At 56.3% G+C, this 13,860-nt stretch carries 14 protein-coding genes and 2 tRNA genes; 1 reads left to right on the forward strand and 15 read right to left on the reverse strand.

The window, feature by feature from the left end; genetic code table 11:
• Positions 1 to 28: 28 nt before the first annotated feature.
• The 14 genes from rpsO to rlmE form a co-directional block, all read right to left on the reverse strand.
• Positions 29 to 298: a 30S ribosomal protein S15 gene (gene rpsO, locus HRH33_RS22915; protein WP_003177875.1), complete on the reverse strand. Its 270-nt coding sequence runs from the start codon at positions 296 to 298 to the stop codon at positions 29 to 31.
• Positions 299 to 413: 115 nt separating this feature from the next.
• Positions 414 to 1,331, reverse strand: coding sequence for a tRNA pseudouridine(55) synthase TruB (gene truB / locus HRH33_RS22920; protein WP_167417890.1), 918 nt, complete (start codon positions 1,329 to 1,331; stop codon positions 414 to 416).
• Positions 1,332 to 1,334: 3 nt separating this feature from the next.
• A complete protein-coding gene (rbfA, locus tag HRH33_RS22925) occupies positions 1,335 to 1,730 on the reverse strand; it encodes a 30S ribosome-binding factor RbfA (RefSeq protein WP_034100712.1) in 396 nt (131 codons plus the stop codon).
• A 159-nt stretch (positions 1,731 to 1,889) separates the two neighbouring features.
• Positions 1,890 to 4,409 carry a translation initiation factor IF-2 gene (infB, locus tag HRH33_RS22930; RefSeq protein ID WP_167417889.1) on the reverse strand — a complete coding sequence of 840 codons (2,520 nt, stop codon included), beginning with the start codon at positions 4,407 to 4,409 and terminating at the stop codon, positions 1,890 to 1,892.
• 27 nt (positions 4,410 to 4,436) lie between these two features.
• Positions 4,437 to 5,918, reverse strand: coding sequence for a transcription termination factor NusA (nusA, locus tag HRH33_RS22935; protein WP_034100716.1), 1,482 nt, complete (start codon positions 5,916 to 5,918; stop codon positions 4,437 to 4,439).
• 47 nt (positions 5,919 to 5,965) lie between these two features.
• The gene (rimP, locus tag HRH33_RS22940; protein WP_167417888.1) at positions 5,966 to 6,424 is read right to left on the reverse strand and encodes a ribosome maturation factor RimP; all 459 of its coding nucleotides are present in this window, start codon (positions 6,422 to 6,424) and stop codon (positions 5,966 to 5,968) included.
• Between the two features lie 140 nt (positions 6,425 to 6,564).
• Positions 6,565 to 6,641, reverse strand: a tRNA-Met gene (locus HRH33_RS22945).
• A gap of 96 nt (positions 6,642 to 6,737) precedes the next feature.
• Positions 6,738 to 6,823 (reverse strand) — tRNA-Leu (locus HRH33_RS22950).
• A 22-nt stretch (positions 6,824 to 6,845) separates the two neighbouring features.
• Complete coding sequence (secG, locus tag HRH33_RS22955; RefSeq protein WP_034100718.1) at positions 6,846 to 7,229, reverse strand: preprotein translocase subunit SecG; 384 nt, start codon at positions 7,227 to 7,229, stop codon at positions 6,846 to 6,848.
• A gap of 4 nt (positions 7,230 to 7,233) precedes the next feature.
• Positions 7,234 to 7,989 (reverse strand): triose-phosphate isomerase, encoded by a 756-nt coding sequence (gene tpiA / locus HRH33_RS22960; protein WP_034100720.1) that lies wholly within the window; start codon positions 7,987 to 7,989, stop codon positions 7,234 to 7,236.
• 66 nt (positions 7,990 to 8,055) lie between these two features.
• Positions 8,056 to 9,393 carry a phosphoglucosamine mutase gene (gene glmM / locus HRH33_RS22965; protein WP_034100722.1) on the reverse strand — a complete coding sequence of 446 codons (1,338 nt, stop codon included), beginning with the start codon at positions 9,391 to 9,393 and terminating at the stop codon, positions 8,056 to 8,058.
• A 16-nt stretch (positions 9,394 to 9,409) separates the two neighbouring features.
• Positions 9,410 to 10,261: a dihydropteroate synthase gene (gene folP / locus HRH33_RS22970; protein ID WP_167417887.1), complete on the reverse strand. Its 852-nt coding sequence runs from the start codon at positions 10,259 to 10,261 to the stop codon at positions 9,410 to 9,412.
• Between the two features lie 8 nt (positions 10,262 to 10,269).
• Positions 10,270 to 12,180, reverse strand: a complete 1,911-nt coding sequence (gene ftsH, locus HRH33_RS22975) for an ATP-dependent zinc metalloprotease FtsH (protein ID WP_034100726.1) — start codon at positions 12,178 to 12,180, stop codon at positions 10,270 to 10,272.
• Positions 12,181 to 12,380: 200 nt separating this feature from the next.
• On the reverse strand, positions 12,381 to 13,031 hold the full coding sequence (gene rlmE, locus HRH33_RS22980) for a 23S rRNA (uridine(2552)-2'-O)-methyltransferase RlmE (RefSeq protein ID WP_034139321.1): 651 nt from the start codon (positions 13,029 to 13,031) through the stop codon (positions 12,381 to 12,383).
• Positions 13,032 to 13,136: 105 nt separating this feature from the next.
• Here rlmE and yhbY point away from each other — a divergent pair, with 105 nt between their 5' ends.
• Positions 13,137 to 13,445: a ribosome assembly RNA-binding protein YhbY gene (gene yhbY / locus HRH33_RS22985; RefSeq protein WP_028617972.1), complete on the forward strand. Its 309-nt coding sequence runs from the start codon at positions 13,137 to 13,139 to the stop codon at positions 13,443 to 13,445.
• Between the two features lie 9 nt (positions 13,446 to 13,454).
• On the opposite strand, the gene HRH33_RS22990 is transcribed toward yhbY, so the two are convergent.
• Positions 13,455 to 13,859: an MFS transporter gene (locus tag HRH33_RS22990; RefSeq protein WP_094066036.1), complete on the reverse strand. Its 405-nt coding sequence runs from the start codon at positions 13,857 to 13,859 to the stop codon at positions 13,455 to 13,457.
• Between the last annotated feature and the right edge of the window lies 1 nt (position 13,860).

The following is a 13,860-nucleotide window of genomic DNA, read 5'->3' on the forward strand; positions in this document are numbered from 1 at the left end:
GACAACCAACCTCTAGCGCAATCGCTTATTAGCGACGCAGACCCAGGCGACCGATCAGAGTCTGATAACGACCCAGATCTTTGCCTTTCAGGTAGTCCAGCAGCTTACGGCGCTGGTTTACCATGCGGATCAGACCACGACGGGAGTGGTGGTCTTTACCGTTGGCCTTGAAGTGACCTTGCAGCTTGTTGATGTTGTGGGTCAGCAGTGCAACTTGCACTTCTGGCGAACCAGTGTCACCAACAGCTTGCTGATAGTCAGCTACGATTTGTGCTTTTTCTTGAACGTCGAGAGCCATGAGGCAATCCTTTTTTCAGGAAACCACCCAAAGGGAAGTTTCAACAGGCCAGGGACAAATCCCTGTATCTAAAAATGAGTGTTGACCATGCCTGTTAACAGCCACACTCGTTCGGTCATTCTGACCGAATCAGTCGACGCGGCGCGATGCGCCCGTCTTCGCTCACTTCACCGATACCGATAAAGCGATCGTTGTGATCCTGTACTCGCACCATACCGAACTTCGGGGCATCCGGAGCGCGTACTGGTTGGCCGTTGAGCCAGTAGAACGCGCTGTGTTCCGAGAAGTGCAGCAATGGCCAATCCAGCAGCCCACTGTCCGATGGCATCAGGAAGCGATCAACCGCTTCATTACCGCCTTCGGCATGCACCGCTTCCAACTCTTCCAACGTCACCGTCTGGGCCAGACTGAAAGGCCCGGCCTGGGTGCGTCGCAGTTCTGCAACGTAGGCGCCGCAACCGAGCTTTTCACCGATATCTTCCACCAGGGTACGGATATAGGTGCCTTTGCTGCAGTCCACGGCCAAACGCGCGGTATCGCCTTCACAGGCGAGCAATTCCAAGCGCGCAATAGTAACAGAACGCGGTTCCCGCTCCACTACTTCACCCGCACGCGCCAACTTGTAAAGGGGCTGGCCATCACGCTTGAGCGCCGAGTACATAGGCGGTATCTGGCTGATTTCTCCACGAAAAGCGGGTAAAACAGCCTCGATATCAGCACGACCAACGGTCACGTCACGAACCTGCAGAACATCGCCTTCTGCGTCGGCCGTGGTAGTGGTCTTGCCCAGTTGCATCAGGGTTTCGTAACCCTTGTCGGAATCGAGCAGGTATTGCGAGAACTTGGTGGCCTCGCCGAAGCATAGCGGCAATACGCCAGTAGCCAGCGGATCGAGACTACCTGTGTGCCCGGCCTTCTCAGCGTTGAGAAACCAGCGGACCTTCTGCAGCGCTGCATTGGAGGTAAAACCAATGGGTTTGTCGAGCAGAATGATGCCGCTGACGTTACGACGGATACGTTTGACCTGAGCCACCGCTTACTCCTTGGCGTCTTCAGGTGCGGACGGGTGCTGGCTGTCTTCTGCCACGGCACGCTCAATCAGTGCCGACAGATGCGCACCACGCACGACACTTTCATCGTAGTGGAAGTGCAGTTGGGGAACGCTACGCAGCTTCATTTCTCGGGCCAACTGCATGCGCAGGAAACCTGCCGCGGCGTTGAGCACCTTGATGCTTTGCGCGATTTCTTCGCTGTTATCCTGCCCCATTACGGTGATGAAGATCTTCGCGTGACCCACGTCACGACTCACCTCAACAGCGGTGATGGTGACCAGGCCAACGCGCGGGTCTTTGACTTCGCGACGGATCAGTTGAGCCAACTCACGCTGCATCTGATCGCCGATACGCTGGGTACGGCTGTATTCTTTTGCCATGTCTTGTTACCTGTTACTGCCACACGGTGAAACCCGTGGGGTCTGAAAGCGGCAAACGCCCGGCCTGACAAAAGCCAGACCGGGCGTTGCGTTTAGAGTCCGTACGCGGTGTGGGGCATTTGCATACCCAATCGCCGCGTGGCTCCGGAAGTGCGCGAGTTAGAGGCTGCGAGCAACCTGAACCTTCTCGAAGACTTCGATCTTGTCGCCAACCTTGACGTCGTTGTAGCTCTTGACGCCGATACCGCATTCCATGCCGGCACGCACTTCGGAAGCGTCATCCTTGAAGCGGCGCAGGGATTCCAGCTCGCCTTCGAAGATAACGATGTCTTCACGCAGTACACGGATTGGACGGTTACGGTACACAGTGCCTTCGACAACCATGCAACCGGCGATCGCACCGAATTTCGGCGAGCGGAACACGTCACGCACCTCGGCGATACCCAGGATGTTCTCCCGGACGTCGCTGCCAAGCATGCCGGTAAGGGCTTTCTTGACGTCTTCAATGATGTCGTAGATGACGTTGTAGTAACGCATGTCCAGGCCTTCCTGCTCGACGATCTTGCGAGCGCCGGCATCGGCACGCACGTTGAAGCCGAACAGTACAGCGTTGGAAGCCAGTGCCAGGTTGGCGTCGGATTCGGTGATACCACCGACACCGCCACCGACAACACGCACTTGCACTTCGTCGTTACCCAGGCCGTTCAAGGCGCCGTTCAACGCTTCGAGGGAACCACGTACGTCAGATTTGAGGACGATGTTAAGCGTCTTCTTCTCTTCCTGGCCCATGTTCTCGAAGATGTTTTCCAGCTTGCCGGCGTGAGCACGGGCCAGCTTGACTTCGCGGAACTTGCCTTGACGGAACAGAGCCACTTCACGGGCTTTCTTCTCGTCGGCAACCACGCTCATCTCGTCGCCAGCGTCCGGGGTACCGTCCAGGCCGAGAATCTCGACTGGAATGGCCGGACCGGCTTCTTTGATTGGCTTACCGTTCTCGTCGAGCATGGCACGTACACGGCCGTAGTTCGAACCGACCAGAACCATGTCGCCTTGGCGCAGGGTACCGTCTTGAACCAGCACCGTCGCAACCGGGCCACGGCCCTTGTCGAGGCGGGATTCGACCACGACACCGCGGCCAGGAGCCGATGGTGTTGCGGTCAGTTCCAGAACTTCGGCTTGCAACAGAACGGCTTCAAGCAGTTCGTCAACGCCAGTACCCATTTTCGCGGAGACCGGTACGAATGGAGTGTCACCACCCCACTCTTCGGAAGTCACGCCATGAACCGACAGTTCGCTACGGATGCGATCAAGATCGGCGCCCGGCTTGTCGATTTTGTTCACGGCTACAACCAACGGAACCCCAGCAGCCTTGGCGTGCTGAACGGCCTCGATGGTTTGTGGCATCACGCCGTCGTCCGCCGCAACCACCAGGATCACGATGTCGGTCGCCTTTGCACCACGGGCACGCATTGCGGTAAACGCGGCGTGACCAGGGGTGTCAAGGAACGTCACCATGCCACGGTCGGTTTCAACGTGGTAAGCACCAATGTGCTGGGTGATACCACCGGCCTCGCCCGCAGCCACCTTGGCACGACGGATGTAGTCGAGCAGGGAGGTTTTACCGTGGTCAACGTGGCCCATTACGGTCACAACCGGTGCACGGGAAACCGCTTCACCTTCAAACTTCAGGGACTCGGCCAGGGAATCTTCCAGGGCGGTGTCGCTGACCAGGGTCACTTTGTGGCCCAGCTCTTCAGCAACCAGTTGAGCAGTTTCCTGATCCAGCACCTGGTTGATGGTGGCCGGAGTGCCCAGCTTGAACATGAACTTGATAATTTCAGCAGCCTTGACCGACATCTGCTGGGCCAGATCGCCCACAGTGATGGTCTCGCCGATCTTCACTTCGCGCACAACAGGCCCGGTTGGGCTCTGGAAACCGTGGGCGTTGCGTTTCTTCAGCTTGGCCTTGCCGCGACCACCGCGACGGAAGCCATCGCTCTCTTCGTCGGTAGTACGTGGGGCAACGCGTGGAGCAGGCGCTTTCTCTTTGACCGAAGCACGATGCGGAGCGTTTTTACGCTCGCCATCGCCGCCGCCGCGACGATTGTTATCGTCGGCACGTGGTTTGTCCGGACGACGGGGCTCTTCACGCTTACGGTCAGCCGCAGGGGCTGGTGGAGCGGCAACCGGAGCGGCCTCACGCACAGCTTCAACAGGTGCACTTGGCGCGGCAACCGCTTCAGTGGCAGCAGGTTGCGCAGCAGCAGGCTGGCGACGCGCTTCTTCTTCGGCGCGACGCTTGGCTTCTTCTTCAGCCTTCTGACGTGCAGCATTTTCTACTGCGCGACGCTCTTCCAGTTCACGTTTGCGCTCGGCTTCGATTTCTTCCGGGCTGCGCTGTACGAAGACTTTCTTCTTGCGTACTTCAACGCTGATGCTCTTGCTACCCGCAACACGCAGGGTGCTGGTGGTTTTGCGCTGCAATGTAATCTTGCGCGGTTCTTCCACTTTCGCCTTGTGGCTGCTCTTCAAGTGAGTCAGCAAAGACTGCTTCTCACTATCGCTCACACCTTCATCGGCGGCGGTGTGCGGCAGACCTGCCTCACGCATCTGCTGCAACAGGCGCTCTACCGGTGTTTTGACCTCATCGGCCAGTTGTTTCACCGTGACTTGCGTCATGCACTTCTCTCCTCAGGCCGCGCCTAGTTACTCGAACCAATGGGCTCGGGCGGCCATGATCAACTTGCCGGCACGATCTTCGTCAATGCCGTCGATGTCGAGCAGATCGTCAATAGACTGCTCGGCCAGGTCTTCGCGGGTAATTACGCCGCGCACCGCCAGTTCCATCGCCAAATCCTTGTCCATACCCTCAAGCGAGAGCAGGTCTTCGGCCGGATGGGCGTCTGCCAGCTTTTCCTCAGTAGCGATGGCTTTAGTCAACAAGCGATCCTTGGCTCGAGCGCGAAGCTCGTTGACGATATCTTCGTCAAAGCCGTCGATGTTGAGCATTTCTTCCAACGGTACGTAGGCAATCTCTTCCAGGCTGGTGAAACCTTCATCTACCAGAACCTGTGCCAGTTCTTCATCGACTTCCAACTCTTCGATGAAGTTGCGCAGGATGTCGCCGGTTTCAGCTTGCTGCTTAGCCTGGATGTCCGATTCGGTCATCACGTTCAGGGTCCAACCGGTCAGTTGGCTGGCCAGACGCACGTTCTGACCACCACGACCAATGGCCTGAGCCAGATTGTCTGCGCCAACGGCGATGTCCATGGCATGGGCATCTTCGTCAACGATAATTGCCGCCACTTCAGCCGGCGACATGGCGTTGATCACGAACTGCGCCGGGTTATCGTCCCACAGGACGATATCCACACGCTCACCGCCCAACTCACCCGACACCGCCTGAACGCGCGAACCACGCATACCAATACAAGCGCCCTGCGGGTCGATACGTTTGTCCTTGGAGCGGACCGCGATCTTGGCGCGCGAACCCGGGTCACGGGACGCAGCCATTACTTCGATCAGACCTTCGGCAATTTCCGGCACCTCGATACGGAACAGCTCGATCAGCATTTCCGGGGCGGTACGCGACAGGATCAACTGAGGGCCGCGGTTCTCGGTGCGGATTTCCTTGAGCAGCGCACGCAAACGCACGCCGACACGGAAGGTTTCGCGAGAGATGATGTCTTCACGGGCCAGCAACGCTTCGGCGTTGTTACCCAGGTCGACGATCACGTTATCGCGAGTTACTTTTTTAACGGTACCGGAGATGATCTCACCCAGGCGTTCGCGATAGGCGTCAACGACTTGAGCGCGCTCGGCTTCGCGAACCTTCTGCACGATGACCTGTTTAGCAGTCTGTGCAGCAATACGGCCGAATTCGATCGATTCGATCTTTTCTTCGACGACATCACCGACCTTTGCGCCAGGGTGCGTTTCAGCAACCTTGCTCGGCCAGGTTTCGATGGCCGGATCATCAAGATCGGCTTCTTCGACGACCGTCCAGCGACGGAAAGTCTCATAGGCACCGGTGTGGCGGTTAATTTCCACACGCAGATCAACTTCGTCTTCAAAACGCTTTTTGGTAGCAGTGGCCAAAGCCAGCTCCAACGCTTCAAAAATCACGTTTGCCGGTACGCCCTTTTCATTGGATACCGACTCAACAACCAGCAGTACTTCTTTGCTCATCGTACGCCTCGCCTTTCGCAAGCCATTGGATCCGCGGGATCCGCGTCTCAGTCAAAACTGGGAATAATATTGGCCTTGTCGACCATATCGATCGGCAACAGGAACTCATGGTCTTCTACCTGCACCACGACGTCCTGCTCTTCTACACCGCGTAGAAGGCCCTGAAAGTTGCGTCGCCCTTCAAAGGGAGATCGCAGCTTGATCTTCACTTGTTCACCGACATATTTAGCAAACTGCTCGATAGTGAACAGTGGGCGTTCCATGCCTGGCGAGGAAACTTCGAGGGTGTACTCAACGGAAATTGGATCTTCAACATCCAACACACCACTGATCTGACGGCTGACAATGGCACAATCGTCCACCAGCACGCCGCCCTCTTTATCGATATAAACGCGCAACATTGAGTGGCGACCTTGAGCCGAAAACTCAATACCCCAGCATTCATAGCCTAGGGCCACGACCACCGGGGCCAGCAAGGCCTGCAACTCTTCTAGCTTGCTCGACACCTGAACCCCCTCGTGCATGTATGTGCATGCTGTGCAAAATAAAAAAATGGGCGAAACGCCCATCCTTGAAACGCCGTCGAACAGCGGCGTTGAAAGTGTCCAGCTAACAAAAAGCCCCTTAAAAGGGGCTCCGCTAAAACTGGTTGCGGGGGCCGGATTTGAACCGACGACCTTCGGGTTATGAGCCCGACGAGCTACCAGACTGCTCCACCCCGCGACAAAGCTGGGGCGGAAGTATACGACCGATCCCTTACAGGGTCAATGTAACCTTCCACCTACAAGAAAGCCCGCAACAGCGGGCTCTCCTGATAATTGGTACCGAGAAGGGGACTCGAACCCCTACACCCTATGGGCACAACCACCTCAAGGTTGCGTGTCTACCAATTCCACCACCTCGGCAATACAGCGTTTAAAACCCTTCTTACTTCTGCTCTTGAGCTGGAGGTACGTCAGTCGCTGGAGTAGCCGACTTTTGCTCTTGAAGCACCGGGACATCATCAGAAGCCGGTTTTGCTTTAGGTACTTCTAACACTGCTGGATCTGGCAAACCTACTTGAGTCAGCATATGAGCTTTCTCTTTAGCAAAGTAACCTAACCCCAAGCTGGTTATGAAGAAACCGGCGGCAAGTATAGCAGTAAACTTACTAAGAAAGGTAGAGGAACCTTGGCTTCCGAACACAGTATTTGAAGCACCTGCACCGAAAGACGCACCAGCATCCGCACCTTTACCCTGTTGCAACAAAACCAGGGCAACTACGCCCAGGGCAGCCAACAGATGAAAAACGACTACGACTGTTTCCAGCATTTTTTCAGTTTCCCGCGGCGCGACAAATCGCACCGAACTCATCTGCATTCAGGGAAGCTCCACCAATGAGCCCCCCATCGATATCCGGCATGCCGAACAGTTCGACCGCATTGGCCGCCTTCACGCTGCCGCCGTATAGAAGACGCACACCTTGTGCGACTTCAGAATTCTCTGCCGCCAACTGAGCGCGGATGGCTGCATGCACATCCTGCGCCTGTTGCGGTGTAGCAGTCAGCCCGGTACCAATGGCCCAGACCGGCTCATAAGCAATGACCGCCTTTGCAAACGCACCAACGCCCAACTCTTCAATGATGCTGCCAAGCTGACGCGAGACAACCTCAAGGGTCTTGCCGGATTCGCGCTGCTCCAGGGTCTCCCCTATACACAACACGGGAACCAGGCCACATGCTTGTGCTGCTGCGAACTTGCGATTGAGAGTGCCATCCCGCTCACCCATCATCTGGCGACGCTCGGAATGCCCAACAAGCACAAATGAACATCCCGCATCGACCAGCTGACTTGGCGCAATCTCGCCAGTCAAGGCACCTTGCATGGCCTCCACCGCAGAATTTTGCGCGCCGACCTGAATCGACTTACCTTTCAAGCCATCAACCACTTGGGTGATATGCAAGCAAGGCGGGAAAACCGCAACATCAACACCGCTAGGCAAAGCCAAGTGACGAAGGCCATTGATCAGCTCAGCGACACTGGCGCGGGTACCGTGCATCTTCCAGTTACCAGCTACCATAGTGCGACGCATGCTGTACCTCGTCGGTCAAAGTGGGCGCAGATGTTACCCAACCACATCATCACTGGCAAGCCGAATTCAGGCGCAAACTTCAGTTACCAGTTTCGCCAGGTCTTCCGCATGGCCACGGACCTGTATTTCATCTTCCCCTTCGACCATGACACGCACTAGAGGCTCGGTCCCGGACTTACGCAACAACACGCGTCCACGGCCAGCCATCGCTTGGGTCACGCGCTCGCACGCTTCCTTAACAGCGGGGTGCTCGATTGGGTTTTCGCCACCGGCAAAGCGCACATTGAGTAGCACCTGCGGGCATTTACGCATGGCCTGACGCGCTTGAGCGAGGCTCTCTTCACGACGCCGCAGCGCAAGCAACACCTGCAATGCAGCGATAATGGCATCACCTGTCGTGGTGTGCTGGAAGCAGACAACATGCCCGGAGTTCTCGCCCCCCACCTGCCAATTTCGCTCCAGGAGCTCAGCAATCACATAACGGTCCCCAACATTCGCGCGAATGAAAGGAATGCCTAATTCCGCCAGAGCCAACTCAAGGCCCAAATTGCTCATCAGCGTTCCAACGACACCGCCCTGTAACTTGTTACGCTCATGCAGATCGCGGGCAATGATGAATAACAGATCATCACCGTCCACTACAGTGCCCGTGTGATCCACCATCAACACGCGGTCACCATCGCCATCAAAAGCAATCCCCAGATCGGCATGCTGAGCCAAAACCGCGGCCTGCAATTGCTCCATATGAGTAGAACCGCAGTTCTCGTTGATGTTCAAACCGTTAGGCTGGGCCGACAGCACTGTCACATCAGCGCCCAGCTCCTTGAATACGCTTGGCGCCACTTTGTAAGTCGCACCGTGAGCGCAATCGACAACGATTTTAAGGCCAGCGAAATTAGTACTGCTTGGCACACTGCTTTTGCAAAATTCGATGTAGCGGCCGGATGCATCATTGATACGTGACACTTTGCCCAACTTACTGGACTCGACCACTGTCATGGGGGCATCCAGCAACTCCTCGATCATCAATTCGATTTCGTCCGGCAGTTTAGTGCCCTGCCCAGAGAAGAATTTGATGCCGTTGTCGTCGTGAGGGTTGTGAGAAGCGCTGATCACAATACCGGCCTCAGCATGAAACGTGCGCGTCAGGTAAGCGATCGCCGGCGTAGGCATTGGCCCCAACAGCATCACATCCGCACCTGCAGCGGACAAACCAGCCTCAAGCGCTGATTCAAACATGTAGCCGGAAATTCGAGTGTCCTTCCCCACCAGAATGCGGCACGCCCCCATACTGCGGAACGCCATGCCTGCCGCCCACCCCAACTTGAGCATAAAATCAGGGGTAATGGGAAACTCGCCGACCCGACCACGAATACCGTCGGTGCCAAAATATTTTTTAGTCATAAGTGCTCCATCATTCTTATTCGGCTGATTCTACTGCGGCAATCATACGCACCACGTCAACGGTCTCGGCGACATCGTGCACGCGCAAAATCCGCGCACCTTTGGTCATGGCAAGCGCCGCCAGCGCAAGGCCGCCATACAGACGTTCGCCAACAGGACGATTCAACGCCAGTCCAATCATGCTCTTGCGCGACACACCCACCAATAGGGGCCGGCCGAGGGCATGCAAGGACTCCATGTGCCTGAACAAACTTAGATTGTGTTGTAAGGTCTTGGCGAATCCAAAACCCGGGTCCAGGATGATCTGCTCCGGCGCTATTCCAACTGCGGCGCACTGAGCGATTCGCTCAGCCAGAAAACCCGTCACTTCACCTACCAGATCATTGTAATGGGGGTCGTCCTGCATATTCCCGGGCTCACCGAGCATATGCATCAGGCACACCGGCAACCCAGTAGCCGCAGCCGCATCCAAGGCGCCATCACGCCGTAGAGAGCGCACATCATTGATCAATCCAGCCCCAAGGCGCGCAGTTTCGCGCATGACAGCCGGAGTCGATGTATCAACGGAGATGATCACATCCAGCTCACGTGCGATGCGCTCGACAATGGGAGCAACCCGCTCCAACTCCTCGAGTGGAGAAACTATACGAGCACCAGGCCGAGTCGATTCGCCGCCGACATCAATCAAGGTCGCACCAGCCGCCACCATCGCCTCGGCATGACGCAACGCTGCATCCTGCTGACTGAATCGGCCGCCATCGGAAAAAGAATCGGGGGTTACATTGAGAATGCCCATGACATGCGTATGGGCCAAATCAAGAACCCGGTTGCCGCAAGGCAACCGGGTGGAGGACAACACAGAAGTCATTTCAAACCTTAGTGGTCAGCCGCAGGGCCGCCGATCGGGGTCTCAGGGCGCTCATTCTGAACAACGGGCGGGGTACCTGAGGTGCCTGATCCCCCCTCCCAGTCCCGCGGCTCACGTGGCGGACGGCCTGCCATAATGTCGTCGATCTGATCGGCATCAATGGTTTCGTACTTCATCAGCGCGTCGGCCATGGCGTCCAGTTTGTCGCGGTTGTCCGTGAGAATCTGCTTGGCTGTGCCGTAGCACTGATCAATGATGCTGCGCACCTCGGAATCGATCAGCTTGGCAGTCTCACCGGAGAAACTGGCATTTTGACCGCCACCACCACGCCCCAAGAACACTTCGCCATCTTCCTCGGCATACATAAGAGGGCCGAGTTTTTCGGACAAGCCCCACTTGGTCACCATATTTCGCGCAATCTGGCTGGCGCGCATGATGTCGTTGGAGGCGCCGGTGGTCACACCGTCAAAACCCAAGGTCATCTCTTCAGCAATCCGCCCGCCATACAGCGAACAGATCTGGCTGATCAGCGCGCGCTTGGAGAGGCTGTAACGGTCTTCCTCAGGCAGGAACATAGTCACGCCAAGTGCCCGGCCTCGTGGAATGATCGACACCTTGTAGACCGGGTCGTGCTCAGGCACAACGCGGCCCACAATAGCGTGACCAGCCTCGTGGTAAGCAGTGTTCTGCTTCTCTTTTTCGGACATAACCATGGATTTGCGCTCGGCGCCCATCATGATCTTGTCTTTTGCCAGCTCGAATTCTTTCATTTCAACAATGCGCTTGCCGGTACGCGCTGCAAACAACGACGCCTCGTTCACCAAGTTGGCAAGGTCGGCACCGGAAAAACCTGGAGTGCCACGAGCAATCACCGCAGGAGCAACGTCGTCGCCCATCGGCACTTTGCGCATATGAACTTTCAGAATCTGTTCGCGTCCACGAATGTCCGGCAGGCCAACTACGACCTGACGGTCGAAACGACCTGGACGCAGCAACGCGGGGTCAAGCACATCAGGACGGTTGGTTGCGGCGATGACGATAATGCCGTCATTCATCTCGAAACCATCCATCTCCACGAGCAATTGGTTGAGCGTTTGCTCGCGCTCATCGTGACCACCGCCCATGCCCGCACCACGATGACGACCAACGGCGTCAATTTCGTCGATAAAGATGATGCACGGCGCATGCTTCTTAGCTTGCTCGAACATATCGCGAACACGGCTTGCGCCGACACCGACGAACATTTCGACAAAATCAGAACCGGAAATCGTGAAGAACGGCACCTTGGCTTCACCGGCAATCGCCTTGGCCAGCAAGGTTTTACCAGTACCCGGAGGACCGACCATCAGCACACCGCGCGGAATACGCCCGCCAAGACGCTGGAATTTCCCCGGATCGCGCAGGAACTCGACGAGCTCGCCCACTTCCTCTTTAGCTTCATCACAACCGGCAACGTCGGCCAGAGTGGTTTTCACCTGATCTTCGGAGAGCAGGCGTGCCTTGCTCTTCCCGAAGCTCATCGGCCCACCCTTGCCTCCCGCGCCACCTTGCATCTGACGCATGAAGAACATGAACACAGCAATGATCACCAGGATCGGGAAGCTGGCCACCAGTAACTGTGTCCAGATGCTCTGCTGCTCTGGCTGTTTGCCTTCAACGACAACATGGTTATCCACCAAATCACCGATCAGACCGTTGTCCTGGATTGCCGGACGAATGGTCTTGAAGCTGTCGCCATCGGTGCGTTTGCCGGTGATCACGTAGCCATCAACCGCTACGCGCTCGACCTTTCCATCCTTAACTTGCTGGATGAAGTCGGAATAGTTGAGGGTCTGCGGCTCGTTAGGGCTGGAGAAGTTGTTCATCACCGTCACCAGGACAGCCGCGATGATCAACCACAGGATCAGATTCTTTGCCATATCGTTCAATTAACTACCCTCTGAAGCAAGCTCCGCTGCTGGCGCGCGCTTCGCATGATATTCACCGACCTAACTTACTACATTACCTACAACTCTGGCAGGCGCCGTCTGTAACCCTTTGTGAAACTTTGACTACACAATATTCGTAAAGCTTCATGACGAAAGCGATATAAAAAAACCTATCGACTCCGTTGAAACCCTTAAAGACGCTCATCACTCGCCGCGCCTTCGATGCCACGGAACCCTCGAGCCAACAGATACTGCTCGCGGGAACGATCCCTTGAGGAGTCCGGTTTGCGCATCTGTACCTTGTCGAACAATTTACGGATGTTCTTGTGGTATTCGTCAAAACCTTCACCCTGGAAGACTTTGACCAGGAAATCTCCGCCCGGACGCAATACACGCCCTGCCAGGTCCAACGCCAATTCGCACAGGAACATGGCGCGCGGCATATCAACGGCCGGTAATCCACTCATATTGGGTGCCATATCGGAAATCACAAGGTCCACCTGTGAATTTCCCACAGCCTCAAGGATCTCGGCCAGCACTGAATCCTGGGTGAAGTCGCCGTGCACAAAGGTCACATCCGGGATGCTGTCCATCTCCAGAATGTCGGAAGCGATCAATCGCCCCTGCCCACCAATCAGACGACTGGCCACCTGAGACCAGCCCCCCGGGGCGGCCCCCAGATCGATCACACTCATGCCTGGCCGGAATAATTTGTCCTTGTCCTGCAGCTCCAGCAGCTTATAGCTGGCCCGGGAACGGTAGCCGTCCTTTTGCGCCTTTTTGACGTAAGGATCGTTGAAATGTTCTTTTAGCCAGTTAAGGCTGGTTTTGGAACGGGCCACGGGCCACCTCGAAAATAAAACGGGTCGTGATTAACTGGGCGGTCCCGGACTCGCTCGGGTAAACTGGCCGCCGCTTTTTACAAGATCAGACGCAGGGGTCAGATTATGCCGCTCACTCAAGAGCAGAAGAAACAGTACAAATCCATTGGCCACCATCTGAAACCAGTTCTGATTGTGGCAGACAACGGTTTGACTGAGGGTGTGTTAGCTGAATTCGAGCGCGCACTCAACGATCACGAACTGATCAAGATCAAGGTCAATATCCTCGATCGCGAAGCACGCCTGGCTGCCATTGCGGAACTGTGCAAGGCGGGCAAAGCAGACCTGGTTCAGGTCATCGGCAAGATGGCGCTGCTGTATCGCAAGAATTTCAGCGTCAACAAACAACTGTCGAACGTTCATCGCTTCAAATGACAAATAGGGTCAAGGGCGTGCTTCGCGCGCCCCGCCACTCCATCCCGGCGCAGGCTGTACAACCAGCACAAGCCCCGAGAACCCTAGCACAAGATAGCTGAATAGCCGCCAGCGCAACGCTTCCGGCAGCCAGAGATGCACGACGCAATACATAGCGCATGCATACAGCGCCATCAACAGCAGTTGGCCGCGAATATCCCGCCACAAACTCTCCAAGCCCTCAGCCTTGATCAGCACCAACGCTTGAAGCACCACGCACGCCGCAGCAAAACCCACCAGTAATGCACTGAGCAATCCGTCGAGTTCGTCTATCAGCAACGGCGCCAAACCAATCAAACCGAGTGCCGGCAGCACGCCAATGTGAAGCAACCACAAGCCGCCCACCCACAACATCTGAGTGAGCTGCCATAGCATG

The sequence above is a fragment of the Pseudomonas rhodesiae genome (assembly GCF_013285305.1).
Taxonomy (GTDB): Bacteria; Pseudomonadota; Gammaproteobacteria; order Pseudomonadales; family Pseudomonadaceae; genus Aquipseudomonas; species Aquipseudomonas rhodesiae.